The sequence below is a fragment of the Alphaproteobacteria bacterium genome, assembly GCA_016699735.1.
Lineage (GTDB): Bacteria > Pseudomonadota > Alphaproteobacteria > Micavibrionales > Micavibrionaceae > JAGNKE01.
This window is the reverse complement of record CP065008.1, coordinates 597,513-623,995: the sequence shown is the minus strand read 5'-3', so window position 1 is coordinate 623,995 and position 26,483 is coordinate 597,513. Positions and strand designations below refer to the sequence as shown.

Here is a 26,483-nt window from a genome sequence, read left to right as displayed (position 1 = left end):
AATTACTGTTATTCTTTATCAAAGGCCGCGGTGATCCCGCGGTCTTTCATTTTCTGTATATTCTCTTGTATCGACGGCCCAGATTGGTCAGGATTTCGTAGCCGATGGTTCCGGCGGCGGCGGCAAGATCGTCGGCGCTCTGGTTCGGGCCGAGGACTTCGAGCGCATCGCCGGGGGTCGGCCAATCTTTTTCGGGAAGATTTTCAAGATCGCAGATGACCAGATCCATAGAGACGCGCCCACGGATCGGCAGGGGGCGGCCTTTCCAATACAGGGCGCCGCGATTGCCGAGGCTTCTGAAAAACCCGTCGGCGTATCCGAGCGCGGCCACGGCCAGTGTTGTTTTTTTGTTAAAGCGGTGCGTTGCGTTATACCCGGCCGTTTCGCCTGCCTGCGCGTCGCGGACCTGCAGGACCGGGACCGTCAAATTCACGACCGACACCATCGGGTTGGCCTTTCCGGGTTGCGGATTGAGTCCATAGAGAGCCATGCCGGGGCGGGTGAGGTCCAGATGATAGTCCTTCGCGCGGAAAATGCCCGAGGAGTTGCAGATGGACCGCCTGACTCCCTTATAGACCTTGGCGATTTTGTTGAATTTTTCGTGTTGCAGAGGGTTGAGGGGACTCTCCTCCTCCGAAGAAATGAAATGACTCATGACAAGTGCAATTTCTACACCCGTCAGCAGGTCTTTGTTCTGACTTAATTTTTCGGCTTCGTTGTTCTCGATTCCGATTCGATTCATTCCCGTATCGAAATGCAGAATGGCGCGGCGTTGCGTTTTCCCTTTTCCGACGGCTTTCCGATATTCGGCGATCTGGTTCAATGAATTGAGGACGGGGATCAAATCGAATTTGCGGTATTCGGTTTCGTAGGTTGGATCATAGCCGTGCAGGACGGCAATCGCGCCCGCCTTGCCTATGGCAGCGCGCAGTTCAATCGCCTCCTCCGCGGTAGCGACAAAGAAGGTCTTGCAGCCCGCCTCCTGAAGAGTATTTGCGACGGGGCCGATCCCCAGACCGTAGGCGTTGGCCTTGACGGCGGCGGCGGTTTCGCAGGATTGAGCCGATAAGGAATCCAGAATAGCGTAATTGCGGCGCACGGCGGCGAGGTCGATCACCAGATTTCCGGTCAGAGCGCTCATGGTCTGCGTTTAGAATCCTTAATAATCCTGCGGACTGTGAATCTGGTCGAGGTCGCGGAAGCGGGTCAGACGGCCGTCGAAATGCATCCGCACGGTGCCGATGGGGCCGTGGCGCTGCTTGGCGATGATGCATTCGCCGATGCTATGGGCGCGTTCCATGCTTTCCTGCCATTTCATATGCTTTTCGGTGCCGGGTTCGGGTTCGGCCCGCGAGAGGTAATATTCCTCTCGGAAGACGAACATGACCACGTCGGCGTCCTGCTCGATGGAGCCGGACTCCCGGAGATCGGAGAGCATGGGGCGTTTGTCCTCGCGCTGCTCAACCGCACGCGAAAGCTGCGAAAGCGCCATGACGGGGATTTCAAGTTCCTTGGCGATCGCCTTCAATCCCCTTGTGATTTCGGAGACTTCGAGGACGCGGTTTTCCTGCCCCTGACGGGAGCCGTTGCCGCGCAGGAGTTGCAAGTAATCGACCACCAGCATATCCAGACCGTGCTGGCGCTTGAGCCTTCGGGCGCGGGTGCGGACCGCGCTGATCGAGAGGGCGGGCGTATCGTCAATATACAAAGGCACCTGACTCAGGCGTTGACTGGCCTCGACGAAGGCGCGGAAATCCTCCTGCTTGATATTGCCCTTGCGGATGGCATCGCCGGAGATGTTCGAGCAGTCAGCCAGAATCCGCGTTGCCAGCTGGTCCGCCGACATTTCAAGGGAAAAGAAGCCGACGCGGGCGCCCTGATCGCCTCTGTTTTCGGCGTAGGCTTTCGCGGCGTTAAAGGCGATATTCGTCGCCAAGGCCGTCTTGCCCATCGAAGGGCGTCCGGCAAGAATCAGGAGGTCAGATTTCTGCAAGCCGCCCAGAAGCTTGTCGAGATCGCGCAGACCGGAGGTCACGCCCGTGACACTGCCCTCGGTCTTGAACGCCTTTTCGGCGAGGTCGATGGCGGTCAGGACCGAATCGCGCAAGGTGACGAATCCGCCCTGAATCTGGCCTGTTTCGGCCAGTGAAAACAGGCGTGCCTCTGCGGCTTCAATCATATCCTGCGCCTCGACTTCCAGACGCTGGTCGAAGGCCTCGTTCACGACCTCCTCTCCAAGAGTAATGAGCTCACGGCGCAGAAAAAGATCGTAGATCGTGCGGGCGTAATCGCTGGCATTTATCGTGCTGACGATGCTGGCGGCGAGTTCGGCGAGATACTCGGCCCCGCCGACATTGGCCAGATCCTGATCCTTTTCGAAATAGCCCTTGAGGGTTACGGGCGTTGCGGTTTGCCCCCGGTCAATCAACGTGCTGATTGCGCGGTAGATACGCTGATGCGCGGGGGTATAAAAATGCTCGAATTTCAGGTAATCGCTTATTTTTTCAAGGACACGGTTGTCGATCAGGAGCGCACCCAGCAGCCCTTGTTCGGCTTCCTCATTAAAAGGGAGAACGCGGAAGGGACGCTGAGTTTCCTGCTCATGCTGATTCTTTTTCAGTCTGGTAGGGTCGAGGAGTTTTTCTAGGGCCATGAAGAAAGCTAGCAAACGCCTTAGGCATCCGCTAGCTCCTAGAATGTTTGGCCGTGTGAATCACGGGGATAGAGAGGATTTGGCGCTTATTCGCCGTCCTCTTCGGATTCATCCGCTGCGGATTCTTCCTTTTTCGGCTTTTTGGCTTTTTTGGCGGCGCGTTCCTTGGATTTTTCGGCGCGTTCGCCTTCATCGGCCTGTTCTTCGTCCTCGTGCGCCTTTCTGGCTTTTTGGGCTTCCAAGCCCTCCTCATCAAGAAGCTGCTTTAACGCCTCCTCGGACTGGATTTCTTCCGTGCCGCCCCGCTGGCCGGTTTCAGAAGCGACCAGTGCCTGTCCGGTTCTGGCTTGGGTTTGGGCTTCTTCGAGCGAGCGGGCGATATTGATGGTCACCGTCACCTTGACTTCCGGGTGAACCATAATATCCACGGGGAAGAGTCCCAGAGACTTGAAGTTCTGGTTCAAGCGCACCATGTTGCGCTGGATGGAGGCTTTGGATTCCGCGTTTATAGCGTCCGCGATGTCGCGGGCGTTGACGGACCCATAAAGCTGGCCGCCTTCGGAGGCCTGACGGATCAACGGGACTTTCAATCCTTCGATCTTCTTCGCCAGTTTTTCGGCTTCCTTCTTGCGCTTCTCGTTTTCGGCGGCGAGATGCTTTTTCTGCGCCTCGAAATAAGCGACGTTCTCCTTGCTTGCGCGCAGAGCTTTCTTCTGCGGCAGGAGGAAGTTGCGGGCATAGCCGGGCTTGACGGTCACAACGTCGCCCATCTCCCCCAGATTTTCCACGTGCTCCAGCAAAATCAGTTTTGTTGCGGACATATCATGAATCTCCTTACATTTTTTCCTTAGCGGCGGCCTGTCGGACCGTCCGACTCATTACGCACGTAGGGCAACAGCGCCATGTAGCGCGCCCTCTTGATGGCCTGAGCCAGTTCGCGCTGCTTCGTCTGGGACACGGCGGTGATCCGGCTGGGGATCATCTTACCGCGCTCAGAGATATAGCGGCTCAAGAGTCTTACATCTTTCCAATCTATGGTCGGCGCCTTCGGTCCCGTGAACGGGCAGGTCTTGCGGCGGCGGAAAAATGGACGTTTTACTGCGGGTACATCGGCGCTCATTATGCGGCCTCCTTGTCATCTGATGAAGTGTTTTCGGTATTTTCGCTGTAGTCTTCGCGGCCACCCCGGTCAAGGATCGCGGACGGTCCGGTCGAGAGGGCTTCCTCACGCACGGTGAGGTAGCGCAGGACGTCCTCGCTCAGGCGCATCCGGCGTTCCATCTCATGAACGGCCGGGGCCGGAGTATCCGACTCGATCAGCGCGTAATGAGCGCGGCGGCTTTTCTTGATGCGGTAGGCGAGTGTCCGCAGACCCCAATGCTCGGTCTTGTGGATTTTGCCCCCGTTATCGGTGATGATTTTGGAGAATTGCGCGATCAGATCCTTGACTTGCGTGTCGCTGAGATCCTGCCGTGCAATAAACACGGTTTCGTAAAAAGGCATTTGTGCTTCCTCTCGGTTTACGCTTCAAAGGCCGGGCAAAACCAGATCGCCCTTTCCCGAAGCTTAGCTGACGGGCTTGCCGCCAGCGAGGTTGGTTTCAATGTGGGCGCACTATTGTGCATTTCAGGGGGAAATGCAAGGTTTTTTGTAAAATCGCAATTCAGCGGGTCTTGCGGCTTAATGGCCGCTTTCCACAGGGGGGTTGCCGTTGGTGGCCCGGGTCACATAGGACGCCATAAAGGCCGACCAGCTGGATTCGGGGTCCAGAGCGCGGTGCTTTTTCATACCCTTGCGGAGGATTTTTTCCAGTTGCTCCCGGGTCAGACCGGGGTCGCGCAAGGCGTTCTTGAACTGGGAGAGCGCCATGGCCGCGAAATCGGCATAGTCCGAGTTGGTATAGTCGTGCTGGGAGAAGGAGTGGTAGGCCGCACTGGTCTCTTCAATAATATGAAGAACCTCGCTGTGCATCGAGTCGTCTATCTTGGTCATCATGTCAGAAATTCCCCTCAAATACCTAAAAAATCACTTGTCAAAATACATTTAAGTACTATACCTTCTCCACACGGTTGGCCTCTGTTTGGCCTGGTTCTGTGTGTTCAAAAACCAACGTTTACGGACACGCAGACGTTCATGGTTGCACAAAATTGCCACAAATTGCAAACTTTTCGTGTGTTGCGGAGCAGCGCAAGGCCTTTTTTCTGTGCGCCTTCCTGTGGATGGAATTTGTATTGACAGGCGGACCGCGGAACTTCATTTAATGCTGCGATGAACCTTATCTCTTCTTCAGGACGATCATGAAACGTACCTATGTATTCCCCGGACAGGGATCGCAATTCGTCGGGATGGGCAAAGTCCTTGCCGAGACCTTCCCCGAAGCCCGCCAGACTTTTGAAACTGTCGATGATGCGCTTTCACGCAAACTGAGTGCGCTGATTTTCGAGGGGCCGGAAGCAGACCTTAATATGACCGAAAACGCCCAGCCGGCGCTAATGGCGGTCTCGATGGCGGTGGTCAATGTTCTCAAGGGCAAGGGCGTCGATCTGGCCAAAACGGGTGTTTATGTCGCCGGACATTCGCTGGGCGAATATTCGGCGCTGACGGCGGCGGGGACGCTGCGGATCGAGGATACGGCGAAGCTTCTCAAACTGCGGGGCGAATCGATGCAGAAGGCGGTCCCTGTCGGAATCGGCGCGATGGCGGCAATTCTGGGGCTGAATATGCCCGACGTTCAGGCCATCGCCAGCGAAGCAGCCGGGGCCGAGGTCTGCGCGGCCGCCAACGATAATTCCGACGGACAGGTGGTGGTGAGCGGTCATAAAGGCGCTGTCGAGCGGGCTGTTGCCCTGGCGATTTCGCGGGGGGCGAAACGGGCCGTGATGCTGCCTGTCAGTGCGCCGTTCCACTGCGCCCTGATGGCGCCCGCGGCAGAGGCCATGAAAGAGGCACTGGCGCAAACGGTCTTCGCTCCCCCTTCCCTTCCGGTCGTGGCCAATGTCACCGCGCAAGCCGAGAGCGACCCGGACAGGCTGCGGTCTTTATTGGTCGAACAAATCACCGGAACCGTGCGCTGGCGCGAGTCGGTGTTGTGGATGGCGGCGCAAGGCGTTACGGAGATTGTGGAATTGGGGGCCGGCAAGGTTCTGGGCGGTCTTGTAAGACGGATTGATAAAAACATCGTCTGCCGGAACGCGGAAACTCCGCAGGATGTCGATACCCTGCTGGAGCAAATTAAAACAAGCTAAGGATGATCAGAGGGAGGCGGCTGTGTGCGGCTGGAATTCAGGTCTTTCGTCCAAATCTAGATCGTGTGAAGGATCATGAGGCAGAGGCTGCCAGAGGTTCGACTGCAGGGCTTCTATGCTCCTTACCACATTTCGCAAGCCCGCAGCCAGGCCTTCCTTGCCATATTCACGCTGAAGTTTATCTGCGGCATCCAATATCGTCTGCCGATTAGATACAAAGACGTGTATGTCATCGGCATCAATATGTATTTTTTCATCGCCGCTCGGAACGCATTTCTCCTGCATTCCATTTAGAGCATTAATCATTGAATTTCTGACATCCGCCATTTCAGGAAAGTACTCCCCCGAAAAAGCTTCTACGACCGTTCCTCTTAGGAACTCCAGCAACTGACGAGCCTGAAGTATATGCTCTTCTGTGCTTGCCCTAGTTGTCATCATCTTCGTCCTGAATTATAAACTTGGCCAACGGACTTAACACCTGTAACAATGCCCTTACATCTATAGCAATCGTCGGGCGCCGATGCAAACTTGGATCGCGCAAGGACGCCAAAAAGAAGGTCTGCTTTACTTCTGCTGCGGAGATCATGATCTACAGTTTACCCGTATTTTTTCTCCAAATGCTTAATTCTATAACACATTTTAACTAAAATGTAGCTTTGGAACGGGCAGAGGTAAAGCGATAAATCTATCCACTTCTTTGCGCCTCAGGCGCCTTCAACCCATTCGCAGTTATCGTTTTCCATTCTTTTTTCGTGGCGGCACCATATTGCTCCAATCCAACGGCCTTTACAAGATTATTTGGAGGCTTTAGACATAAGGTGAAATACGCCCTTATGAGAAAGATTTCTATATGTTTGATTTAAATGGAAAAAAAGCACTTGTGACCGGAGCCACAGGGGGAATCGGAGCGGCGATTGCGCGGGCTTTGCACGCGCAGGGGGCCGAGGTCGGGCTGTCCGGGCGCAACGGGGACAAGCTGGCGGACCTAGCCCAGATTCTGGGCGAGCGGGTCCATGTTCTGCCTGCCGATCTCTCCAATGATGAAGCTATCGGCGATCTGGTCAAACGCGCCGAGGAGGCCATGGGGCAGATCGATATTCTTGTGAATAATGCCGGACTGACGAAGGACGGGCTTTCGATGCGGATGAGCCGCGAGGACTGGCAGAACGTGCTGGATGTGAATCTGACCGCGCCGTTCCGGCTGGCGCAGGCCGTGCAGCGGGGGATGATGAAGCGGCGCTGGGGGCGGATTATCAATATCTCTTCCGTGGTCGGGGTCACGGGCAATCCGGGTCAATGCAATTATGTGGCCTCCAAGGCGGGGATGATCGGCTGGACCAAGGCGATGGCCGCCGAGATTGCCAGCCGGAACATCACGGTGAACTGCATCGCGCCGGGGTTCATCGCCACGCCGATGACCGATGTGCTGACCGAGGAGCAGAAGGGGAAGATCAACGCGAACATCCCGATGGGGCGCATGGGTTCGTCCGAGGATATCGCGGCGGCGGCGGCGTTTCTGGCCAGCGCAGAAGCTTCTTACGTGACCGGGCAGACTTTGCACATTAATGGCGGCATGGCGATGATTTAGATGGCAATTCAAACAAATAAATATTTGGATTTTGATTTTCAGCTTGTCGGTCAAATTGACCCGATTAAGGACCATGCCGGAGTAATAATTGGTGAGTTTCCGCAATCAAGATATAAGAATTACAAATCTACACCGCTGAACAAGTACGGAACTGGACCTTTCTGCAGGTTTCAAATTGCTAAAAAAGCCAAAACTTCAGGAATATATTTAATAAAAGTGAACCAAACCGTTTTGTATGTTGGGGAATGCGAAAATCTTGCAAAAAGATTTAGCTCTAATGGTTATGGTGGTATATCACCCCGAAATTGTTTTGTTGGAGGCCAAGAGACAAATTGCCGGATAAATAATCTTATCTATTTAGCGTTTCTTCAGGAACAACAGCTATCTTTATGGTTTTATCAAACAGATTTCGATAAGTATGTTCGTCGTGAACTTGAAAATAATCTTATTAGACTTCTAAAGCCTGTTTGGAATAGATGAACTATTCCCTCCTCCTTTTCGATTGCGACGGGACGCTGGTGGACAGCGAACTGCTCAACAACATGGCAATCATTTGATTTGCAGACTCTTAATCGAAGGTTTTGACCAACTCTTCGTTTCTTTCGATCCTGACTTCCTGTCCGGCCTGACGCATCTGGTTCAGGGCGGCAATCGGTGCGGTTACGAAGGCCATAGCGGTGAGCGTTAAAATGGCCGCGCCGGTTTTATCGTCTGCGGCCCATTGCTGTCCCCAATCGACGGCGTGGTTCAGCATCGCAAAGCCTAGCGGCCCTAATATTGCGGTTCCGGTTTCTCCCACCAAAGCCGTTCGGTTATTGTCCGCCTGATGGCAGAAGCCGCGGTAGAGATCGCCCGGCACAAAGCGCAGATTTGCAATGTCGCCTGTATTTTCCGACATGGCGGCTTTCTGTTGTATTTAAGCGGTCTTTATAATACCACACTGTACAGGATGACAGAAATTTTTCCCATAAAACTCCTGCTTTTCGATTGCGACGGGACGCTGGTGGACAGCGAGTTGCTCAACAATATGGCGATGGTCGAGGTGTTGCAGGGGTTCGGGCTGGCGCAATATACGCTGGATTATGCCGTCGCGCATTTCACAGGGCTGCGGTTCAGCCAGATTCTCGAGAATATCAACCGTGACACGGGTTATGTGTTTCCGCCCGATGCCGCCAAGGGGTATCTCTCCGCCGTTCGCAGGCTGGCGCCCACGCATATGAAAAAAATCACCGGGGCGGAGGAACTGGTGCGGGCTGCGGTTTCACGTTTTTGCTGCGGCGTGGTTTCAAACGGGGAGCGCAACAACGTGCTGATGGCGCTGGAGATGACGGGATTGCGGCGCTATTTCAAAGACGAGGAGATTTTCACGGGGCTGATGGCGGCGGCCAAGCCCGCGCCGGACCTTTACCTGCTGGCGATGGAGCGGCTCGGCGGGGTTGCGGCGGAGACGCTGATCCTTGAGGATTCCATCGTGGGTGTGACGGCGGGCGTGGCGGCGGGGGCGACGGTCTGGGGCTTTACAGGCACGCATCACGCGCCGGAGGAACAGGCGGCGGCGCTCAAGAAAGCCGGGGCGGCGTGGGTTTTTGGAGAGGTGGCGGAAGCGATTGCAAGGATCAATCCGGCTTAGGCTTGCTTGTGTTTTTACAAACTCGATTGCACTGCAACTTACGCCAGCGAACCAATGGATCACTCTCTGAACCCAGAGGCTTTAAGCATTCGCTTAAACAGTCAGAGTCAAAAGCATATTGATTTTTGTTCGCAATATCTTCCTGCAAACGGCGCCACTCGCGCAGCGGGTCTTCGGGTTCGCAGTTTTCTTCGTTGTAATCTGGGCTTGCAGGGTCACATTCTGAGTCTGTTTGAGCATTTTCAAATTGATACTCAGGATAGGGTCTTAAACCGCACGCTTGTTCACACTCCTCTCGTTCAGAGTAGGAAAACGGATCGTTTTTATCCCGTTCATTTTCGGGAATTTCTGAGCATTTGCAGCCTTTATCCCGCCATTCTGATTGCCTGATTATCCGCTCTTCCTGCAGGCGCCGCCATCTGTGCAGCGGGTCTTCAGTTTCGCATTTTTGCTTATCGTAATCCGGGTGGGATTGAATACAGTAAGTCGGCGTGGAGACTGGTTGTTGCATCTCTTTTGTCATGAACGGAAGCATGGCCGCCAGAACGACCAGCGCCACAAACTGTCCGACAACCCAAAGAACGAAATCATTCATGCACAGCATCCCTGCCCGATTGACCGACCCAGTATATCAGCCCCGTTTCAAGCCTCTTAGGCTATTCCGCGCTGCTGCGGGGGGCGACGGCGGCGGCGGCCTTTTTGGCCTTGTCGATTTTCGCCTTGCGGATGTGCAGGAAGGTCAGCATCCCTCCGAGGGTCAGCAGGAAACCGATAAAGATGACAATAAAGAATTTATCCAGATCTTCGGGTGCGAGAAATTCGCCGCAGTAGTAGCCGAGCAGGGTCAGGCTGACGGACCAGATGGCGCCGCCGATAACATTATAAACCATAAAGGTGCGGTAGGACATTTCGGAGGCGCCGGCCAGAAGACTGACGAAGCCGCGGATCGGGAAGAAGCGGGCAATGACCAAAGCCCAGCTACCGTATTTGTTGTAAAATTCCTTGGCCTGGTCGAGCATTTCCTCGTCCATGTGCTTGCCGGCCTTGCCCGCCCGGATGGCCGGAGCCGCCTTTTCGCCCAGCCAGTAGCCGACGCAATAGCCGATGATCGAGCCAACAAAGCAGATCAGAATGACGAGCCAAAGATCAAGATAGCCCTGCGAAGCGAGGAAACCCGTGACAAACAGGAGGCTGTCGCTGGGCATGAAGAAGAACAGGATGACCCCGTTTTCCAGAATAATAGAGATCAAAATCCCCAGATATCCGATTGATTTGACAAAGGGGATTAAATCCGGCCCGAGCATCTGGTTTTGCCTTATTTCCGTCTAAACACGCTGCACTCTAGCCCATGCCGTGCTTAAAAGGCAAACTGAATAAGAAAGCCGAGGTTAAATTATATGAAGTCCAGAGCACAAAGATGGTTATAGAAGGCCTTTTGGTTATAATCGTCTTCGTGTGGGAATATTAGCATTAACTGAGTATATGCGCTTTGCAGTTTAAGGTGCGAAGACTGGACGAGTTCGTGCTGATTGTAGGTTTTTCTCAGCTTAAGGAAATCCCGACCATTTGCGCTTGACCAAGCCCTGAAAAAGTCCCTCTGTTCTCCGATCGCCAGGGCTGTCAGGTTCTCAATGTCCTTCAAATCCTTCGTGGGCGCACGGACAAAGGCGAAACCATCGATCACTTTCTCTATTTCCGTTATGTACGCGGCCAGTTGTTTTTTGTGGGCCTGAGTGCCTGCAAAGTAATATTGCATCATATTTGTGCGTAGCTCCATAGCCCTGTCCGTCAACTCAAAGTAATGTTCAAGATAGGCTACCTCGTATTGCGTCAATTTCGATTTTTTAGGATCAAAGGGTGTGCGTTCGTGATTAAAAAACGCATAGGCTTCCTCTACCGTGTATAGCTTTGTGTACTGAACGGGCGGTTGACTGCTTCTTTTCCCGTGCGCCTGGGCATTTGGGAATGAGAGAGAAAATATGATGGCGAAAAGTGCCCACAACCTGAGATTCCTATAACTAATCATTACTAAGCCTGTCTCTAATACACAATGTTTCTGCTTCTGATATTAACACATTTTAGACACATTTTAGACACAAATTTTATCCTTACGCCTTCGCTATTCTCAGTATATTTGTTGTCCCCGGTTTGCCGAAGGGGACGCCGGCTGTCATCACGAAACGCTGGCCTTTTTCTACGAAGCCGTATTTCATGGCGATTTCGGCAGCGTGGCGGGCCGGGCCGGTGAAATCGTCCAGATTTTCGTCCTCGTGGACCGGAAAGACACCGTAAGAGAGCTTGAGGCGGCGGGCGACATTCAGGTTGGGCGTCAGGCAAAGAATGGGCACCTCAGGCCTTTGACGCGCTGTCCGTAAAGAGGTCGAACCGGACATGGTGTAGTTCACGATCAGGACGGCATCGACATCCTGCGCGACATAATAGGCGGCGGTCGAGATCGCATCGGCGCTGCTGTTGATGGCGTCGGGGCGCTCGGCCTCCATCATGAGCTGGTAGTTTTCGTCCTCCTCCACCTTGCGGGCGATGCGATCCATCATCTCCACGGCCTGCACGGGGTATTCGCCCGTAGCGGTTTCGGCGGACAGCATCACCGCATCGGCGCCGTCATAGACCGCCGTGGCGACATCAGAGGCTTCGGCGCGGGTGGGCCGTGCGTTCAGGATCATCGATTCGAGCATCTGGGTGGCGACGACTACGGGCTTACCGGTCTCGCGGACCTGCCGGATGATCCGCTTTTGCGCGGGGGGGACGTCCTCGGGCGGGATTTCGACACCGAGATCGCCGCGGGCAATCATCACGCCGTCAGCATACTCCAGAAGCTCCGTCAAACGGGCCAGGGCCGAGGGCTTTTCGAGCTTGATCATGAGGGCGGCGCGGCCGGCGATCAGCTCCCTCGCCTCCTTCGCATCCTCGGGCTTCTGCACGAAGCTCTGGGCGACCCAGTCCACACCCATCTCCAGCGCTGCTTCCATATCCTTGCGGTCCTTATCTGTCAGGGCCGGGATGGGCAAGACGATGCCGGGCACGTTAAAGCCTTTCTTATCACTGAGTTCCGCTCCGGTTTTGATCTCCCCGCGCAGCCATCCCTCGCCTTTCTCCACGATGCGTACCCGTACCTTGCCATCATCGAGAAGAATTTTTCCGCCAACTTCAATGATTTGAATTACTTCGGGGTGCGGCAGGCAGACGCGGGTTTCATCGCCGGGGGCCGGATCGAGGTCGAATCGAAGGCTCTGGCCCTTGGTAAGAAAAATCTTGCCGTTTTTGAATGTGCCGATCCTGAGTTTCGGCCCCTGCAGGTCCGCAATCACGCCTACAGGTCGGCCTCTTCTGGCTTCGGCGGCCCGAATCCGGTCCAGAACCTGCCGATGGCCCTCGTGGGTGCCGTGCGAGAAATTCATGCGGAAGACATCGACTCCGGCCTCCAGCAAGGCCTCGATCATTTCCGGACTTGCGGTCGCCGGACCCAATGTGGCGATGATTTTCGTCTGCCGATTTTTCTTCATGGGCGATTCTCTGATTTTTTGTATGATATTCCAATATCTTCCCTGCTTTTTACTCTAACTGAAAGCCTCTAAGACTCGTTTAATGAGGGTACAGGGGGAGCACATTTTTGCGTAATATTCTTTCAATTTTCGATTTTTTCACCGGGGGATAAAAAACGGGATATGTCTGTTTTAAGAAGATAAAACAGACGGTTTTTGATTTAATCGGAGTTGGGTAGGAATAAATTCAATTTGGTTCCCAATACCGGATATAGTATTTTCACCTGAGATTAACCGCTAGGTCTAGTGGTTTTTCATAGTTTCGCTTCAACCCAATTCTAGTTCATTACTAAACACCAATAAAGAGTTAGGGCACTACTCATGTTTGACATCGCGCAAATGGAGAGGGGAAATCGCGTCCGCATCGACCGGAACCGCGACTCTTATCTCACCTCCTTCGGAAAAGCCACGCTTACCGACCGTTACCTACTGCCTGAAGAGCAGTATCAAGATCTGTTCGCCCGCGTGGCGATGTATTACGGCGATGACAGTGCCCACGCGCAGCGCCTTTACGATTATATCTCGAACCTGTGGTTCATGCCGGCGACGCCCGTTCTTTCGAACGGCGGAACCAACCGCGGTCTGCCTATTTCCTGTTTTTTGAACGAAACGAATGACTCTCTTGAAGATATTGTTTCGCTCTGGAACGAGAATGTCTGGCTGGCTTCGCTGGGCGGGGGCATCGGTTCCTACTGGGGGAATGTGCGTTCGATCGGCGAGAAGGTCGGGCGCAACGGCAAGACCTCAGGGATCGTTCCGTTCATCCGCGTCATGGACTCGCTGACGCTTGCCATTTCGCAAGGTTCTTTGCGTCGCGGTTCTGCGGCGATCTATCTGCCCGTCTGGCACCCCGAGATTGAGGAGTTCATCGAAATCCGCCGCCCGACCGGGGGCGATCCGAACCGCAAGGCGCTGAATTTGCATCAGGGCGTCCTGATTCCCAACCGCTTCATGGAGGCTGTCCGCAACGATGAAGAGTGGGCGCTGAAATCGCCGAAAGACGGCCACGTCGTGGACCGCGTGAGCGCCCGCGATCTCTGGATTCGCTTGCTGACCGCACGGATCGAGACGGGTGAGCCTTACTTTATTTTTGTCGATCATGTGAATGACGCCATTCCCGACCACCACAAGATGGCTGGCCTGAACGTCAAGATGTCGAATTTGTGTTCCGAGATCACGCTGCCTACGGGCCGCGACCATCTGGGCAACGACCGGACGGCCGTGTGCTGCCTATCTTCGCTTAATCTTGAGAAGTTCGAAGAGTGGCAGGGTCATCCGACCTTCATTGAGGATATCATGCGATTTCTCGATAACGTGCTGAGCGATTTCATCCAGAAGGCGCCTGATAGCATGAAGCGTGCGAAATACTCTGCCATGCGCGAACGGTCCGTCGGGCTTGGCGTCATGGGGTTCCATTCGTTCCTGCAGTCCAAGATGATCCCGATGGAGGGTGTCATGGCGAAGGTGTGGAACCGGAGAATCTTCCAGCACGTCAAGCGGCAGGCGGACGATGCGTCCGTCAAGCTGGCTCATGAGCGCGGACCGTGCCCCGATGCCGCCGATTACGGGATCATGGAGCGTTTCTCCAACAAGATGGCGATTGCGCCGACCGCATCCATTTCGATCATCTGCGGCGGGACCAGTCCTGGCATCGAGCCTAACGCGGCGAATGCGTATACGCACAAGACGCTGTCGGGATCGTTCGCCGTGCGGAACAAGTACCTTGAAAATCTTCTGGAGGAGCGTGGACAGAATAGCGAAGATATCTGGTCTTCGATCTTCACCAACGAAGGTTCCGTGCAGCATCTCGATTTCCTGACGCCCGAGGAGAAAGACGTCTTCAAGACCGCGTTCGAGATCGACCAGCGCTGGCTGATCGAGCACGCGGCGGACCGCACCCCGTTCGTCTGTCAGGCGCAATCGCTCAATATCTTCCTGCCTGCCACCGTTGATAAATCGGATCTGCACCGCATCCACTGGGAAGCGTGGCAGAAGGGCGTGAAGTCGCTTTATTACTGCCGCTCCAAATCCATCCAGCGCGCCGAGAGCGACGCATCGTGGAAGCGTTCGCAAGCCGAAGCGCCTGCAGCGGAAGCTGCTGCTGCGGAAGCCAAACAGGGCAGCTTTAACGAATCCGGCAAGTATGACGAGTGTCTGGCGTGCCAGTAAGAGGTTTCACTGCGTACCCTGTATAGACTGCGTAAGACTTACAGCTTTTTTACTGCGTTCGGTCTTCATCTGTGTAATGAAAAGAGGCTCCCTTGCGGGCCTCTTTTCTTTTCGGGGGTTGTAACGCCCCGTTGCCGGCCAGCGAATAGGCTTATGTTAAACTTTTGAACCTAGGAAAAGGCAAGACCATGGACAAACAGGGTTTTCCGGCTTTATCGCTTATTATCGTGTGCGCCCTGCTGGTTGCGGGCGGGATTGTTTTAAACGCAACCTCCGGCGTGCAGGCGGAGGATCAGACAGCGCCGACACAGGAAGGGACAGAGGCCATGAAGAAAGATCATCTCAACAAGATGCAAAAATATGTCACCCAGCATGACGGCACGGAACCCGCGTTCGACAATGAGTACTGGGATAACAAGGAGCCGGGGATTTATGTCGATGTGGTTTCAGGGGAGCCGCTGTTTTCCTCGCTCGATAAATTCGATTCCGGCACGGGCTGGCCGAGCTTCACCAAACCGATCCAGCAGGAGACTGTGAAGGAACATACCGATACGAAACTCTGGGTGCCGCGCACGGAGGTCCGTTCCACGGGGGCGGACTCTCACCTGGGCCATGTGTTCGACGATGGGCCGAAGGATAAGGGCGGGATGCGGTATTGCATCAACTCGGCGGCGCTGCGCTTCATTCCGCTGGCCGATCTTGAGAAGGAAGGGTACGGGGAGTTTTTGAAACTGTTTGAAGGGCATGGCACGGGCGAAAAACCTAAAGAGACGAAAAAATAGTTATTCGGTACGCCCTTCAATTCCGTTATAGCTGGACTTTCCTTTTACCTTGTGGGGTTGGTTCATGCATTGGTCATTTTTCACTGCGCTCGTCGTTTTCTCTGCCACGGGGATTCATTTTTTTTCACAACTGGCGAAGGATACGATCGATCCCATCATCGCGCTGGTGATCACGACCGCTACGGCTTTCCTTTTGTCTTTATGCCTGTTGCCTCTGGCGCAGGACGGGCTGGTCAAGAACATCAATTTCGGCAAGGGACCGGTGCTTTATATGCTGGTCGGGGTGTGCATCATGCTCGCGCACTTAGGCATTTTTTATATGTTCAAGGCGGGGGCGCCGATGTCTCTGGCCACGCCGATCGCCCGTTTTCTGCCCGCCGTTCTGGCCGTTATTCTTGGCGTTTTCTATTTTCATGAAACGCTGAAGATGACCCAAATTCTCGGGCTGGTCCTTTCGTTTGTTGCCGTGTTCCTTGTTGTGAATAAGTGATTCAGGAATCGGGAAAGGATTCGCATACGCCCTTGTTCAGCGGGTCGAGCGGCTGGAAGGTCAGGGTCATCTGGCCGTAAGCCCTTGCGGATTCATCCTCCGCGATAAAATCGCTCAGGCTCCATTCCCCCTTTTCCATGTAATCCTCGTGCAGGCTTATATTCACCTCCTCATTCATGGGAAAAAACATAAAGAGGTTGTGGTTGTGGGGGTAGCGCATCCTGACGCGGGTGACGGCGGCATCCGGGTGTTCGAAGCGCGCCCTGAAGGGTGTACAGGGGCGCACCGTGCCGCTGGTCGTGTGGGGGATGTTATTGAGGAAGACGGTGAAGTGCCTAACGCCCGATTCTCCAGCACGGGCGGGGACGCTGCAAAGCATCAGAAGCGTCATCGACACGAAGGCGGCCGTTAAGGCCTTGCAAAAATTCAGAAAAAAGTTTTGTGAAAAATATTGAGAATTCATCTTGTAAACTACAATATGTTGTGTCATTTTTTCTTGTGTCTACTAAATGTAGATTTTCTTAAGTGTTCACGAACTATCCCCGTTTTCCTCAAGGTCGTGTTATAAAAAGACTCGGCACGGGCGGGGATCGCTCTACACTACACTACACTAAACCGATTCTTTCCCAAGGAGTACCATCCCATGGCCAAGCCCGCCAACGATCTTGAAAATGCCAAATCCCCCCTGCTGGTGGAACGGCATGTCTATAAGCCCTTCCTTTATCCGTGGTGTTATGAGGCGTGGCTGACGCAGCAGCGGATTCACTGGCTGCCCGAGGAGGTGCCGCTGGCCGAGGACGTGCGTGACTGGAAGAAAAAGCTCACCCCCTCCGAGCGCAACCTGCTGACGCAGATTTTCCGGTTTTTTACACAGGCGGACGTGGAGGTGAATAACTGCTACATGAAGCATTACTCGCGGGTGTTCGGACCGGTCGAGGTGCAGATGATGCTCGGCGCCTTCGCGAATATCGAAACGATCCATATCGCCGCCTACTCCCACCTGCTGGATACGATCGGGATGCCGGAGATCGAGTATCAGGCCTTCATGCGTTACAAGGAGATGAAGGACAAGTACGATTATATGCAGACGGCCTGCATGGATTCGCGGCGCGATATCGCCAAGACGATGGCGCTGTTCAGCGCGTTTACCGAAGGGCTGCAGCTCTTTGCCTCGTTTGCCATCCTGATGAACTTCCCGCGCTTTAACAAGATGAAGGGGATGGGCCAGATCATTACGTGGTCGGTGCGGGATGAAACCCTGCACTGCATTTCCATGATCCGGCTGTTCAATGCCTTCATTCAGGAGAATCCGGATATCTGGGATTCGAAGCTGAAACAGGAGATTACTGACTCCTGTCGCCGGATTATCGGATTCGAGGACGCCTTTATTGACCTTGCTTTTGAAATGGGTGGCGTCGAAGGCCTGAACGGGCAGGAGGTCAAGGATTATATCCGCTATATCGGCGACCGCCGGCTGCAGCAGCTTAATCTTGAGCCGATCTACGGCATCGACAAAAACCCCCTGCCGTGGATGGATGAGATGCTGAACGGCGCGGAACACGTCAATTTCTTCGAAAACCGCGCAACCGAGTACGCCAAGGCCTCAACGCAGGGGTCGTGGGAGGCGGCATTCTCCGAGGAGGTCTTCGCCGGAAATTATGGCAAGAAAATCGGCGGGGTGGTGGCCGCGCCGAAGGGTAGCGACGAGAGCGAGGCGGCTTAATTTTCGTCGATCCTGTATTTTTTTCCGCCAGCATTAGGTTTATGCTGGCGGATTTTTTTTGGATTTATTTTGTTGCGATGCAAAAAATGCTTGCGTTTTCATATTCGTAAACCTAGTTATAAAGAAAATAATGCTGCGGTGCGAAAATCGCAGCGATTGAACAGAACAGGGAGTCTTCGATGAATAGAAAAGCATTTTTTCTAACGGTTTTGTGTGGCCTTTTGACAGCAGGGACAGCCTTCGCCGAGGAGCTTTCTGCGACCCCGCCTCCTGCCTTCAACAGCGGGGATACGGCGTGGATGCTGGTCTCCTCTCTCCTTGTGCTGATGATGACCGTGCCTGGGCTGGCGCTGTTTTACGGCGGGCTGGTCAAGCGCGATAACGTGCTGGCAACGCTCATGCAATCCTTGGCGATCTGCGCGATTGTCAGCGTCCTTTGGCCTGTGATCGGCTATACGCTCGCCTTTGGCGAGGGGAACAGTTTTATCGGCGGACTGGATAAGGCCATGCTCAACGGGGTTACCCCCTCCTCGGCCAGCGGGACGATTCCCGAGACCGTCTTCATCATGTTCCAGATGACGTTTGCGATCATAACCACCGCGCTGCTGGTCGGTGCGGTTGCCGACCGGATCAAGTTCACTTCACTTATGGTCTTCACGCCGCTCTGGGTTCTTTTCGTCTACGCCCCGATCGCGCATTGGGTCTGGGGGCCGGGCGGTTTCATCGGCGGGGTGGGCATGAGCGACTATACCGGCCTGCTCGGCATGGGCAAGGCGATCGACTTTGCGGGAGGACTTGTCGTTCATATCGCTTCCGGGGTGGCCGGACTTGTGGCCGCAATCATTCTCGGGCGCAGCCTGAAGGCGGATAAAGACCCCTCCACCTCCAACAACCTGATCCTGAGCGTTATCGGCGCGGGACTTCTGTGGGTGGGCTGGTTCGGGTTCAACGCTGGGTCGGCTCTGACGGCCGGAGGTTCAGCGGGCTACGCGATGCTGGTGACGAATACAGCCGCCGGCATGGCCGCGACGGTGTGGATGATTATCGAACTGATGCATAAGGGAAAGGCCAGTGTTCAGGGCACCCTGTCGGGGCTTGTCGCCGGACTGGTAGCGATTACGCCCGCCGCCGGGTTCGTTGATTTCGCCGGATCTCTGGTGATTGGTATCGCTTCTGCGGCAGTGTGCTATGTCTCCGTGGCCTACCTCAAAACCTGGTTCAAGTACGACGATTCGCTGGATGTTTTCGGCCTGCACGGTGTCGGCGGTATCGCCGGGGCTCTGCTGACCGGATTTCTCGCGAACCCTCAGATCGGCGGTGTTGCCGGAACGCTTTACGGCGGCGAAACGCAGTTGATCGCGCAGGCGCTGTCGATTGTCGTGGTCTGCGCCTATTCTGGCGCCGCGACCTTCGTGCTGCTGGCGATCATCAAGGCGACGATGGGGCTGCGTGTCGATGCCCGCGTGGAATATCACGGACTCGACCTTGCGCTCCACGGGGAGACCGCCGTCGAGTATGACCGCGAGGTTTACGCGCAAAAACACAGCAAGGACATTCCTGTGTTTCTTCCGGCGGAGAAAGAACGGGCGAAAGCGGCCTAAATAAGTCATTTAGATATCTACCGCTGGTTTTTTCAGGGCGTCCGCAGGCTCTGCATAAAATTGTCGGTGGCTGTTGTGAGTTGGGCGGCGTCCAGCGTCTGGGTTTGCGAAATCACCTTGCTGATCCGTGCCGGCGTCAAGCCGGCATCCGCCCAGCGGTCTGATTGTATGTCCAGAACCAGCACGGAGGCATAGTCCGACATGGTAAAGACCAATTCTTTATCCGTTGCCGGGGCTTTTAAAACCTTGGCGAGCAGAGGTGCAACCGTGGAGTGCGTGACCAAAAGGACTGTGTTCCAAGAGTCGTCGAGTTTCCTGACTTTGTCCAGCAATCCTTCATACCCCAGTTCCGCTCCGGCTGTATCCTTCAGCCATGGCTGTTTCTCAAACGGAAAGGCGAAGCCTGGAGTAGCAACTGACGCTTTATTGACATGCTGGTTATAAACCGCTGCTGCGGTCATGACTGTCCGTTTTACAGGTGAATAAAGAACGGCATCGAACTTCTGGTCAGGGTAGGCCGCAAAAAGCTCCGCAAGACTATGAGCGACCTGATTGCCCAGTTCCTCACGGCTGTCGGGGTTGCCGTGGCGCATGAGGATCAGGCGTTTTTGCGAACCCAGACCGGGCTGCGCTCCCTTAAAGGCGTCTTCGGCCACGCCGACTATGCTGGGGGCTGTGTCCAAGCCGTTTTCCTCATCGTGGACTTTATTCATTCACTATATACGGAAATGCTGCAAGTGCGAAAGAAGATTAGAAAGGTTTTTGCGGGAAAACGGATGCGGGATGCGGTTATACGTCGCGGGTGGCGTCAACCTTAAAACCCTTGGATTCAAGGGTTTTCACGATTTCCTCGACGTGCTGGGCGTCGCGGGCCTCGATCACCACGTCGAGTTCTGCCCGTTTGAGGGAAATCGCCTGCATCATGCGCTGGTGGATGACCTCGATCACGTTGGCCCTCGCCTCGCCGATGATGCGGGAGATATCGGAGAGCTGGCCGGGCGTATCGTCAATCTCGAAGCGCAGTCTTGTGATGCGGCCGTCGCGGACGAGGCCGCGCAGGATCAGAGTCGAGAGCAGGCGGGAGTCGATATTCCCACCGCAAAGAACGAGGCCCACTTTCTTACCGCGGAAATGCTCTATGTTTTTCTGGATGACGGCCAGACCTGCGCCCGCCGCGCCTTCGGCGACCAGTTTTTCGTCGCTGAGCAGATCGAATATGGCCGCTTCGATCTCGTATTCGGAGGCGGATTCGATCCGGGAGACCAGCTTGTCGATGATTTTTATATTGTTTTCTGAAGGTTCCCGAACCGCGATGCCTTCAGCCAGCGTGGCGCCGCCCCCCTGAAAATTGCGACCCTCGCGGCGGGCTTTCACGGCGTCATAGGCTTCGCATTGTGCGCCGATCACCTCGATTTCAGGCTTCAGACCCTTAACCGCCGTTGCGACGCCCGCGATCAGACCGCCGCCGCCGATGGGGACCACAACTACGTCCAGATCCGGGCGTTGTTCAAGCATCTCCAGACCCAGCGTTCCCTGTCCGGCCACAACGGCTTCGTCGTCGAAGGGATGGATGAAGGTCATGCCCTTTTCCTGTGCCAAGCGCATGGTCTCGCCCACGGATTCATCAAAGCTGTTACCGTAGAGCATGACTTTAGCGCCAAAATCCTCGGTTTTTTTGATCTTGTTAAAGGGGGTGAGGTTAGGCATCACGATAATCGATGGGATATCCAGGCGGGTGGCGTGATAGGCGACGCCCTGCGCGTGATTTCCGGCGGAACAGGCAATGACGCCGCGCTGTTTCTGCTCATCGGTCAGGGTGAGCAGCTTGTTGAGAGCGCCGCGCGCCTTGAAGGCGCAGGTATGCTGCAGATTTTCGAGTTTGAGGTAGAGGTTAATGCCCATGTGCAGGGACAGGCGCACGGCCTTGACGGTCGGCGTCAGGATGGTCGAGCTTCTGATCGCCTCGCGGGCTTTCACGACATCTTCGAATGTCACGGCCATGGATTTTACCCCTTGAAAAACAAAGGGGTAACGTACAGAGGTTTAGAGTTTATGGCAATGGTTTTGATAGAGCGCGGGTTTGAACGGTTACAAATTTTATCAAGGCAACCAGAATGGCCTCTGATCAGGAAGTATCGGCATTTCGAGCTTACACTCCTTGTAGCTTGCTACAACCGCCTCGTGTTCCTCAGAGGTCAGGTATTCGGTAAAAGATTCGAATAGTTGTTCAAGGTCCGATCTTTTAGATGCATCGGAGTCCAGTGTTTCTATACCCGCACCCTTTATAAGGTCATCCTGATCCTCAACAAAGTTTTTAAACTTTTTATCGTACTTCCTAATATTCTTTATGTCTTTTTCGCTGCACTTATCCTCATATGCGCCTTGTTTCTGAGTATTCTTGGAGTCTTTCACCCTCGACTTTTCTGATTTTAATGATTCTCCGGGGAGAGCCGTGTAGTTTACGGCATAGGCGTGACCGAAGGAGAATACCCCGCCAAAACCTAAGGTCATAAATCCCAAAAGCAGAAATTTTCTTGTCATTCCGATTGTTCCGTTATCATCCTAGAAACAGGTTTTATCATAACTCTTTTCTCTGATATTTGCAAAATGGTATAAGAATGGCAGGCAGCCCGTATTTATTTGGCTAGGTCGGGCAATTTTGATATTCTCTCTCTTGAAATGGCTGGTCAACGCGTAGTTTCGGCTTATTCCCCCCCTCAATCCGCTCCGATTGACCCGATTTCTTTAACCTTACTCCATCTCTGTCCTTTTGTTCACGAGTGATTTTCATGCACTGCGTTTCTTTCTGTCTGCCTTACAAACACCCCCTTAAACCAGACTAGACACCCTTCTTCTCTTAACCCCCATCCACGGAAAAGGAGCCTTCGTCCCATGTCTAAAAAGTCCCGCAAAGCCCACCGCAATATCCATATGCTCAATTCGGCGCCCGCCGTTCAGGACAATCACGGCTGGCACCCGCTCGATGAGGAGATCGACGGGCGGCGCGACAAGAAATATGTCAAAAACATCAAGCCTCGGTCGGAGGGGCAGGAGGCGCTGCTCAAGGCGATCAAGAGTTACAGTCTGACGCTGGCTATCGGTCCGGCGGGGACAGGCAAGACGTATCTTGCGATTGCCGCCGCGGTCGAGGCGCTGGAACAGGGGAAGATCGAGCGGATCGTCCTCTCACGCCCCGCCATGGAGGCCGGGGAATCCATCGGCTTCCTGCCCGGCGATATGCATGAGAAGATGGCGCCCTATCTGCGCCCGCTTTACGATGCGCTGGGTGACCGGATGGGCGGCAAGCGTGTGCGGTCCTGTATCGAGGACGGGACAATCGAGATCGCGCCCATCGGGTATATGCGCGGGCGGACGCTCAATAACTCCTTCGTGGTGATCGACGAGGCGCAGAACTGCACCTATGCCCAGCTCAAGATGATCCTGTCGCGGCTCGGCTGGCATTCAACGATGGTGGTGACGGGCGACCCGGACCAGTCGGATTTGCTGGAGGGGATTTCGGGGCTGCGTGAGATTTCCCGGCGGCTGGAGGCGCTTCCGAACGTGGCCGTGTGCACGCTTTCACACGGGGATATCGTGCGGCACCCGCTGGTGGCGGAGATGCTGGAGGTTCTTTGATCCTGCCGTTCATCTGATCGGCCAGTTTTCTGCTATATTGTGGCGATGAACGTAAGTGTCGCGCATGGCCGTGTTTTTGTGATTCTTTTCCTGCTGGTCTTAATGCTGGCAGGCAGAGCGCTAGCGAAATGCGAGTCCTCCCCTTCAGAAAGAATTTTTTTGGAGTGTCAGCAAGAGCTTTGCAAAGGGGGTTTTAAGGTTATTTTATCATGGGCCGCATACTGCGTAGTAGCGCCCGTTCAGATTGTTTCCTTAAATTCAGACGAACTTGCAGGCGTACACAGCCATCTAAAGTCCGAGGGATTTTTTGAATCTTTATCGCCACAAGGTAATAATACACATAGTAAACTTTCTGTTACGCCCAGAGTTGTTGAAATTGATCATTATGGGGGCGTTGGAGAAGAGTATGAAGTCGTTGCGCCTGATAGTGGTTTTCGGTCCCTCCAAGATGCTTCGAATTTTTGGCAAAGCAGAATTTTTTATGCGTATATGGTTAAATGGAGCCTTTTTTTTCTGGATATAGCCGTGTTATCGGTCTGTCTTGCCGTTTTATTTCGTTCAGCTGTGACTTTCAAAAAAAGATATCTGGATCAGGATTATAGCGTAAGATTTTTTTGGTTTTTGCCTGTCATTATCTGGCTTGTTACTTTTATAAACCTTCTTGGGCTCTATGGAGAGTCTCCGTTATATTTTTCCTATCTTCTTTTCCTTATCGTTCCGCTTATCTGGATCGGCGAAGTATTCGCCCTAGGCTTTTATGCGCTGCGCCGGAGGTACAATCAGCAAAAGTCTGGCTCCCCCCCTGCGCGGGGATGACAACAGGGTTTAACGCTCCGCCCCCGGCGTGTTTCCGGCCTGCGGGAGATTTCCCGGCGGCTGGAGGCGCTTTCGAACGTGGCCGTGTGCACGCTTTCACACGGGGATATCGTGCGGCACCCGCTGGTGGCTGAGATGCTGGAGGTTTTGTAGGGTAATATATTTTTAGGGTTTTGCTTTTTGTGTAAGTCGTGAGCTGGATTTTTTTTCTATACTCTTAATTCCAGACTTTCCACCACGGCTTGCTCGATAGTTCTTCTGCCGGCGTGTTGATCTTGAAATAGGGCAAGAGCAAATCCTCCATCGTGTAGAAACCATTTTTTTTATCCCGAATGTGTCTGGCAATGAACAGAATGCCATTCCCGAAAGCCTCCCTCGAAATTGATTCATGTTTCAGGCGGACTGTCTGATGCGGGAATCCGAAAAGAATTTCATGGACGCCGATAATCCCGCCTGCCCTGACCGTTTTTATGGAATCTTCCGGTAACTCAAGGCTATCGGCAATTCGTTTCGCCGTGCCCGAAATTTCCGGCTTGTCTTTGAAGTGTTCCTCTATAATTTCTATATCTGTGTAGGGTGCGATGTTTTTAAGAATCTTGGCCGCGATAATCAAAAAATTTATGCCTATTGTAATGTTTGGTGAGCAAACCACCTGCGTATCTTTGGATATCTCTTTTAGATACTCCATTTTTTCAGGGTTGTAGGATGAGATCGCTGTAATGATTGCAATTCTGCGCTTTCTTGCCTCTTCTCCGTAATATTCAATTCCGGATTCGGAGGAAAAATCAATAATTGCTTCTACTGGATTATTATCAATCAGTTCTTCGGCAGAAAACTCGTCTCTTGAATAAATAAAGCCTGGTTCGCAAGATTCTACGCCGAGAAACTCCGGGACAGATCTGTGTTCAAGATTTTTTGAATTTCTTATTACCCATTGCAGGGTTGTTTCCTTGCTTTCCAGCAGAATAGAGGCAACAGCGCGTCCTGTTTTTCCGAAGCCCATCAAGCCGATATCCATTTTTATCTCCTTATGAAAAAGTTTTTAGACATACTTGCGTATGTCTTCCATATCTTTCGTCTTTGTGCTGAGGAAAAAGTGTCTCTAAAGGGCTACAAAAAACGGGCAACGAGACAAAACTTTATGTTTTGAACCGATACTGAGAATATTTCTTTTCATCATCTTCTCCATAATTAGTTCTAACAAGGCAGGTTATGGGCAGTCTATTGCAGCCAATACAAGAAAAGCAAATAATATCTTGTTAAAATTGAACTTCATCTGTGGCTTACTACGTGAAAGCTCCTATTTTTTTGATCTAATTTCTTGTTCGCGGGGATGACAACAGGGTTTAACGGTCCGCTCCCGGCGTGACTCCCGCCTGCGGGCGGATGATGCCGTCGCGGGTCAGGTTCAGCGCCAGTTGGTCGGCGATGAAGATATAGGGCGTGTCGCCGGGGAAAATCGCCAGATTTTTGCCGTCCGGCGCCATCAGATAGGTAAAACGCGTGTGGTTGCCGAACGTGCCGCCCTGCGCCCCGTCACCGTCCATATAACGGGCGCGGTACTGGCGGGCGACCTCCATCACCTGCGCGTGCGTTCCGGTCAGGCCCACATAACGCGAACCCGGCGCGTTGATGTAACCGCTCAGGTTGCTTGCTGGCGGCTGTCTGGCCGAGTCGTGCGGGGGATAGATGAAGACCGGGGTCACGCGGGAGGCGACCTCCCGCCCGTAACGCTGTTCGAGCATTTTGATCCCCTCCGTGATCACACCAAGGTCGGCGGAGCAGTTGGGCAGGCGGTAAGGGGTGCCGAAATAGACCAGCAGATATTTTCCGTTGAGGGCATTGCCTACCGGCTGGCCGTTACGGGTCAACGCGCTGAGGGAGCCGCCGACCTTTTCGCTGCCCGGCAGAACCAGAGAATTTACGACGGGCGGCTTTTCCTCCCAGATTTTCCATCCGCTTTGCGCGCTGGCGTCCTCTGACGCCGGGAAGCTCATGGCGGCGGCGAGGCTGAGGGCGAAGAGATCCTGTCTTTTCATGATTTATGCTCCTTACGGTCCGGCGTGGTTGAGGAAGTTGGAGCGGTGGTACTCGCTGAGGGACATCCCATAAACATCCTTCGCCTCGGCGCTGATTTCCGAGAGCTGTTCGGGCGACATTCCGTTGACCCAGTCGGCGAACTGCGCGCCTTGCGCCTCCATGCCCATATGCGCGGCGTGGCCGAGCGTGTCCGCCGCCCCCGCCGAGGAGACCATGCCGTGCATTTCATGCATCGGCGCGGCGTCGATGCCCGAGAGCCATGTGCCGTTGCTGAGGTTGCTCATGGCGTCCGGGACGAAATTTGAGAGCACATCCGGGGCCATCAGCCAGCCCTGAAAATGCATCTTGATGAAGGGCGTGATCGGATCGAGGATGCCGACCAGCGGCCCCGCCCCCGCGACCACCGCACCGATAGCCACGAAGAGCATACTGAAATCCATGATCGTGTGGCGAAAGTGGTTGAGCTTGTTGAATGCCTGACTTAATGTTGGTTTTGGGTGCCCTAAGTCAGCTATATCTGCGGCGTCTGCCATTTTATTTGTCCCGT

The 26,483-nt window shown here is 54.0% G+C and carries 31 protein-coding genes; 12 read left to right on the top strand and 19 right to left on the bottom strand.

Features of this window, described 5'->3' with window-relative positions:
• Positions 1-46: 46 nt before the first annotated feature.
• The 6 genes from alr to IPN28_03025 form a co-directional block, all read right to left on the bottom strand.
• Positions 47-1,141, bottom strand: a complete 1,095-nt coding sequence (gene alr / locus IPN28_03050; protein QQS57818.1) for an alanine racemase — start codon at positions 1,139-1,141, stop codon at positions 47-49.
• Positions 1,142-1,159: 18 nt separating this feature from the next.
• Entirely contained in the window at positions 1,160-2,653 is a 1,494-nt protein-coding gene (locus tag IPN28_03045; GenBank protein ID QQS57817.1) for a replicative DNA helicase, read from the bottom strand.
• A gap of 86 nt (positions 2,654-2,739) precedes the next feature.
• On the bottom strand, positions 2,740-3,474 hold the full coding sequence (gene rplI / locus IPN28_03040) for a 50S ribosomal protein L9 (protein ID QQS57816.1): 735 nt from the start codon (positions 3,472-3,474) through the stop codon (positions 2,740-2,742).
• A 26-nt stretch (positions 3,475-3,500) separates the two neighbouring features.
• Positions 3,501-3,773: a 30S ribosomal protein S18 gene (locus tag IPN28_03035; GenBank protein ID QQS57815.1), complete on the bottom strand. Its 273-nt coding sequence runs from the start codon at positions 3,771-3,773 to the stop codon at positions 3,501-3,503.
• A complete protein-coding gene (gene rpsF / locus IPN28_03030; GenBank protein QQS57814.1) occupies positions 3,773-4,156 on the bottom strand; it encodes a 30S ribosomal protein S6 in 384 nt (127 codons plus the stop codon). The genes IPN28_03035 and rpsF overlap by 1 nt, the downstream gene beginning before the upstream one ends.
• A gap of 177 nt (positions 4,157-4,333) precedes the next feature.
• Positions 4,334-4,648 carry a hypothetical protein gene (locus IPN28_03025; GenBank protein ID QQS57813.1) on the bottom strand — a complete coding sequence of 105 codons (315 nt, stop codon included), beginning with the start codon at positions 4,646-4,648 and terminating at the stop codon, positions 4,334-4,336.
• A 302-nt stretch (positions 4,649-4,950) separates the two neighbouring features.
• Between IPN28_03025 and fabD the strand changes: the two genes are divergently transcribed.
• The gene (fabD, locus tag IPN28_03020; protein ID QQS57812.1) at positions 4,951-5,898 is read left to right on the top strand and encodes an ACP S-malonyltransferase; all 948 of its coding nucleotides are present in this window, start codon (positions 4,951-4,953) and stop codon (positions 5,896-5,898) included.
• A gap of 6 nt (positions 5,899-5,904) precedes the next feature.
• Here the strand turns inward: fabD and IPN28_03015 are convergent, their stop codons facing one another.
• Positions 5,905-6,336: a hypothetical protein gene (locus IPN28_03015; protein ID QQS57811.1), complete on the bottom strand. Its 432-nt coding sequence runs from the start codon at positions 6,334-6,336 to the stop codon at positions 5,905-5,907.
• Between the two features lie 412 nt (positions 6,337-6,748).
• Here IPN28_03015 and fabG point away from each other — a divergent pair, with 412 nt between their 5' ends.
• Both fabG and IPN28_03005 read left to right on the top strand, forming a co-directional pair.
• The gene (gene fabG, locus IPN28_03010; GenBank protein QQS57810.1) at positions 6,749-7,486 is read left to right on the top strand and encodes a 3-oxoacyl-[acyl-carrier-protein] reductase; all 738 of its coding nucleotides are present in this window, start codon (positions 6,749-6,751) and stop codon (positions 7,484-7,486) included.
• On the top strand, positions 7,487-7,966 hold the full coding sequence (locus tag IPN28_03005; GenBank protein ID QQS57809.1) for a GIY-YIG nuclease family protein: 480 nt from the start codon (positions 7,487-7,489) through the stop codon (positions 7,964-7,966).
• Between the two features lie 88 nt (positions 7,967-8,054).
• On the opposite strand, the gene IPN28_03000 is transcribed toward IPN28_03005, so the two are convergent.
• Positions 8,055-8,384: a hypothetical protein gene (locus IPN28_03000; protein ID QQS57808.1), complete on the bottom strand. Its 330-nt coding sequence runs from the start codon at positions 8,382-8,384 to the stop codon at positions 8,055-8,057.
• 51 nt (positions 8,385-8,435) lie between these two features.
• On the opposite strand from IPN28_03000, the gene IPN28_02995 reads away from it, so the two are divergent.
• On the top strand, positions 8,436-9,116 hold the full coding sequence (locus tag IPN28_02995) for an HAD-IA family hydrolase (protein QQS57807.1): 681 nt from the start codon (positions 8,436-8,438) through the stop codon (positions 9,114-9,116).
• On the opposite strand, the gene IPN28_02990 is transcribed toward IPN28_02995, so the two are convergent.
• From IPN28_02990 to pyk, 4 genes are all read right to left on the bottom strand, one after another.
• Positions 9,103-9,711, bottom strand: a complete 609-nt coding sequence (locus tag IPN28_02990; protein QQS57806.1) for a hypothetical protein — start codon at positions 9,709-9,711, stop codon at positions 9,103-9,105. The two genes, IPN28_02995 and IPN28_02990, sit on opposite strands and share 14 nt — an antisense overlap.
• Before the next feature lie 61 nt (positions 9,712-9,772).
• The gene (locus IPN28_02985) at positions 9,773-10,420 is read right to left on the bottom strand and encodes a DedA family protein (protein ID QQS57805.1); all 648 of its coding nucleotides are present in this window, start codon (positions 10,418-10,420) and stop codon (positions 9,773-9,775) included.
• An 89-nt stretch (positions 10,421-10,509) separates the two neighbouring features.
• Positions 10,510-11,118 (bottom strand): hypothetical protein, encoded by a 609-nt coding sequence (locus IPN28_02980; protein QQS57804.1) that lies wholly within the window; start codon positions 11,116-11,118, stop codon positions 10,510-10,512.
• 106 nt (positions 11,119-11,224) lie between these two features.
• Positions 11,225-12,640, bottom strand: a complete 1,416-nt coding sequence (gene pyk / locus IPN28_02975) for a pyruvate kinase (protein QQS57803.1) — start codon at positions 12,638-12,640, stop codon at positions 11,225-11,227.
• Between the two features lie 360 nt (positions 12,641-13,000).
• On the opposite strand from pyk, the gene IPN28_02970 reads away from it, so the two are divergent.
• The 3 genes from IPN28_02970 to IPN28_02960 all read left to right on the top strand — a co-directional run bounded on the left by IPN28_02970 (position 13,001) and on the right by IPN28_02960 (position 16,120).
• Positions 13,001-14,848 carry a ribonucleoside-diphosphate reductase subunit alpha gene (locus IPN28_02970; GenBank protein QQS57802.1) on the top strand — a complete coding sequence of 616 codons (1,848 nt, stop codon included), beginning with the start codon at positions 13,001-13,003 and terminating at the stop codon, positions 14,846-14,848.
• A 188-nt stretch (positions 14,849-15,036) separates the two neighbouring features.
• Positions 15,037-15,630, top strand: a complete 594-nt coding sequence (gene msrB, locus IPN28_02965; protein QQS57801.1) for a peptide-methionine (R)-S-oxide reductase MsrB — start codon at positions 15,037-15,039, stop codon at positions 15,628-15,630.
• A 64-nt stretch (positions 15,631-15,694) separates the two neighbouring features.
• Positions 15,695-16,120 (top strand): EamA family transporter, encoded by a 426-nt coding sequence (locus IPN28_02960; GenBank protein ID QQS57800.1) that lies wholly within the window; start codon positions 15,695-15,697, stop codon positions 16,118-16,120.
• Position 16,121: 1 nt separating this feature from the next.
• On the opposite strand, the gene IPN28_02955 is transcribed toward IPN28_02960, so the two are convergent.
• Positions 16,122-16,517 carry a hypothetical protein gene (locus IPN28_02955; protein ID QQS57799.1) on the bottom strand — a complete coding sequence of 132 codons (396 nt, stop codon included), beginning with the start codon at positions 16,515-16,517 and terminating at the stop codon, positions 16,122-16,124.
• A 246-nt stretch (positions 16,518-16,763) separates the two neighbouring features.
• On the opposite strand from IPN28_02955, the gene IPN28_02950 reads away from it, so the two are divergent.
• A complete protein-coding gene (locus IPN28_02950) occupies positions 16,764-17,843 on the top strand; it encodes a ribonucleotide-diphosphate reductase subunit beta (GenBank protein QQS57798.1) in 1,080 nt (359 codons plus the stop codon).
• Positions 17,844-18,022: 179 nt separating this feature from the next.
• Complete coding sequence (locus IPN28_02945) at positions 18,023-19,444, top strand: ammonium transporter (protein ID QQS57797.1); 1,422 nt, start codon at positions 18,023-18,025, stop codon at positions 19,442-19,444.
• Between the two features lie 32 nt (positions 19,445-19,476).
• Here IPN28_02945 and IPN28_02940 read toward each other — a convergent pair whose 3' ends face one another.
• The 3 genes from IPN28_02940 to IPN28_02930 form a co-directional block, all read right to left on the bottom strand.
• Positions 19,477-20,157 carry a histidine phosphatase family protein gene (locus tag IPN28_02940; GenBank protein QQS57796.1) on the bottom strand — a complete coding sequence of 227 codons (681 nt, stop codon included), beginning with the start codon at positions 20,155-20,157 and terminating at the stop codon, positions 19,477-19,479.
• A 76-nt stretch (positions 20,158-20,233) separates the two neighbouring features.
• A complete protein-coding gene (locus tag IPN28_02935) occupies positions 20,234-21,445 on the bottom strand; it encodes a threonine ammonia-lyase (protein ID QQS57795.1) in 1,212 nt (403 codons plus the stop codon).
• A 99-nt stretch (positions 21,446-21,544) separates the two neighbouring features.
• Complete coding sequence (locus IPN28_02930) at positions 21,545-21,985, bottom strand: hypothetical protein (GenBank protein QQS57794.1); 441 nt, start codon at positions 21,983-21,985, stop codon at positions 21,545-21,547.
• Positions 21,986-22,336: 351 nt separating this feature from the next.
• Here IPN28_02930 and IPN28_02925 point away from each other — a divergent pair, with 351 nt between their 5' ends.
• Genes IPN28_02925 through IPN28_02915 form a run of 3 tightly spaced genes read left to right on the top strand, consistent with a single transcriptional unit; the run spans position 22,337 to position 24,049 of the window.
• The gene (locus IPN28_02925; GenBank protein QQS57793.1) at positions 22,337-23,080 is read left to right on the top strand and encodes a PhoH family protein; all 744 of its coding nucleotides are present in this window, start codon (positions 22,337-22,339) and stop codon (positions 23,078-23,080) included.
• Positions 23,081-23,119: 39 nt separating this feature from the next.
• Complete coding sequence (locus tag IPN28_02920; protein ID QQS57792.1) at positions 23,120-23,896, top strand: hypothetical protein; 777 nt, start codon at positions 23,120-23,122, stop codon at positions 23,894-23,896.
• Between the two features lie 39 nt (positions 23,897-23,935).
• Positions 23,936-24,049 carry a hypothetical protein gene (locus IPN28_02915; protein QQS58516.1) on the top strand — a complete coding sequence of 38 codons (114 nt, stop codon included), beginning with the start codon at positions 23,936-23,938 and terminating at the stop codon, positions 24,047-24,049.
• Between the two features lie 64 nt (positions 24,050-24,113).
• Here IPN28_02915 and IPN28_02910 read toward each other — a convergent pair whose 3' ends face one another.
• The 3 genes from IPN28_02910 to IPN28_02900 all read right to left on the bottom strand — a co-directional run bounded on the left by IPN28_02910 (position 24,114) and on the right by IPN28_02900 (position 26,469).
• Positions 24,114-24,914: a dihydrodipicolinate reductase gene (locus IPN28_02910; protein QQS57791.1), complete on the bottom strand. Its 801-nt coding sequence runs from the start codon at positions 24,912-24,914 to the stop codon at positions 24,114-24,116.
• Positions 24,915-25,242: 328 nt separating this feature from the next.
• Positions 25,243-25,935, bottom strand: coding sequence for an SCO family protein (locus IPN28_02905; GenBank protein ID QQS57790.1), 693 nt, complete (start codon positions 25,933-25,935; stop codon positions 25,243-25,245).
• 12 nt (positions 25,936-25,947) lie between these two features.
• Positions 25,948-26,469, bottom strand: a complete 522-nt coding sequence (locus IPN28_02900; GenBank protein QQS57789.1) for a hypothetical protein — start codon at positions 26,467-26,469, stop codon at positions 25,948-25,950.
• Between the last annotated feature and the right edge of the window lie 14 nt (positions 26,470-26,483).

Bases quoted from the DNA above. Each gene is read 5' to 3' on its own strand.
- alr (QQS57818.1), bottom strand. From the start codon at position 1,141: ATGAGCGCTCTGACCGGAAATCTGGTGATCGACCTCGCCGCCGTGCGC.
- IPN28_03045 (QQS57817.1), bottom strand. From the start codon at position 2,653: ATGGCCCTAGAAAAACTCCTCGACCCTACCAGACTGAAAAAGAATCAG.
- rplI (QQS57816.1), bottom strand. From the start codon at position 3,474: ATGTCCGCAACAAAACTGATTTTGCTGGAGCACGTGGAAAATCTGGGG.
- IPN28_03035 (QQS57815.1), bottom strand. From the start codon at position 3,773: ATGAGCGCCGATGTACCCGCAGTAAAACGTCCATTTTTCCGCCGCCGC.
- rpsF (QQS57814.1), bottom strand. From the start codon at position 4,156: ATGCCTTTTTACGAAACCGTGTTTATTGCACGGCAGGATCTCAGCGAC.
- IPN28_03025 (QQS57813.1), bottom strand. From the start codon at position 4,648: ATGATGACCAAGATAGACGACTCGATGCACAGCGAGGTTCTTCATATT.
- fabD (QQS57812.1), top strand. From the start codon at position 4,951: ATGAAACGTACCTATGTATTCCCCGGACAGGGATCGCAATTCGTCGGG.
- IPN28_03015 (QQS57811.1), bottom strand. From the start codon at position 6,336: ATGATGACAACTAGGGCAAGCACAGAAGAGCATATACTTCAGGCTCGT.
- fabG (QQS57810.1), top strand. From the start codon at position 6,749: ATGTTTGATTTAAATGGAAAAAAAGCACTTGTGACCGGAGCCACAGGG.
- IPN28_03005 (QQS57809.1), top strand. From the start codon at position 7,487: ATGGCAATTCAAACAAATAAATATTTGGATTTTGATTTTCAGCTTGTC.
- IPN28_03000 (QQS57808.1), bottom strand. From the start codon at position 8,384: ATGTCGGAAAATACAGGCGACATTGCAAATCTGCGCTTTGTGCCGGGC.
- IPN28_02995 (QQS57807.1), top strand. From the start codon at position 8,436: ATGACAGAAATTTTTCCCATAAAACTCCTGCTTTTCGATTGCGACGGG.
- IPN28_02990 (QQS57806.1), bottom strand. From the start codon at position 9,711: ATGAATGATTTCGTTCTTTGGGTTGTCGGACAGTTTGTGGCGCTGGTC.
- IPN28_02985 (QQS57805.1), bottom strand. From the start codon at position 10,420: ATGCTCGGGCCGGATTTAATCCCCTTTGTCAAATCAATCGGATATCTG.
- pyk (QQS57803.1), bottom strand. From the start codon at position 12,640: ATGAAGAAAAATCGGCAGACGAAAATCATCGCCACATTGGGTCCGGCG.
- IPN28_02970 (QQS57802.1), top strand. From the start codon at position 13,001: ATGTTTGACATCGCGCAAATGGAGAGGGGAAATCGCGTCCGCATCGAC.
- msrB (QQS57801.1), top strand. From the start codon at position 15,037: ATGGACAAACAGGGTTTTCCGGCTTTATCGCTTATTATCGTGTGCGCC.
- IPN28_02960 (QQS57800.1), top strand. From the start codon at position 15,695: ATGCATTGGTCATTTTTCACTGCGCTCGTCGTTTTCTCTGCCACGGGG.
- IPN28_02950 (QQS57798.1), top strand. From the start codon at position 16,764: ATGGCCAAGCCCGCCAACGATCTTGAAAATGCCAAATCCCCCCTGCTG.
- IPN28_02945 (QQS57797.1), top strand. From the start codon at position 18,023: ATGAATAGAAAAGCATTTTTTCTAACGGTTTTGTGTGGCCTTTTGACA.
- IPN28_02940 (QQS57796.1), bottom strand. From the start codon at position 20,157: ATGAATAAAGTCCACGATGAGGAAAACGGCTTGGACACAGCCCCCAGC.
- IPN28_02935 (QQS57795.1), bottom strand. From the start codon at position 21,445: ATGGCCGTGACATTCGAAGATGTCGTGAAAGCCCGCGAGGCGATCAGA.
- IPN28_02930 (QQS57794.1), bottom strand. From the start codon at position 21,985: ATGACAAGAAAATTTCTGCTTTTGGGATTTATGACCTTAGGTTTTGGC.
- IPN28_02925 (QQS57793.1), top strand. From the start codon at position 22,337: ATGTCTAAAAAGTCCCGCAAAGCCCACCGCAATATCCATATGCTCAAT.
- IPN28_02910 (QQS57791.1), bottom strand. From the start codon at position 24,914: ATGGATATCGGCTTGATGGGCTTCGGAAAAACAGGACGCGCTGTTGCC.
- IPN28_02905 (QQS57790.1), bottom strand. From the start codon at position 25,935: ATGAAAAGACAGGATCTCTTCGCCCTCAGCCTCGCCGCCGCCATGAGC.
- IPN28_02900 (QQS57789.1), bottom strand. From the start codon at position 26,469: ATGGCAGACGCCGCAGATATAGCTGACTTAGGGCACCCAAAACCAACA.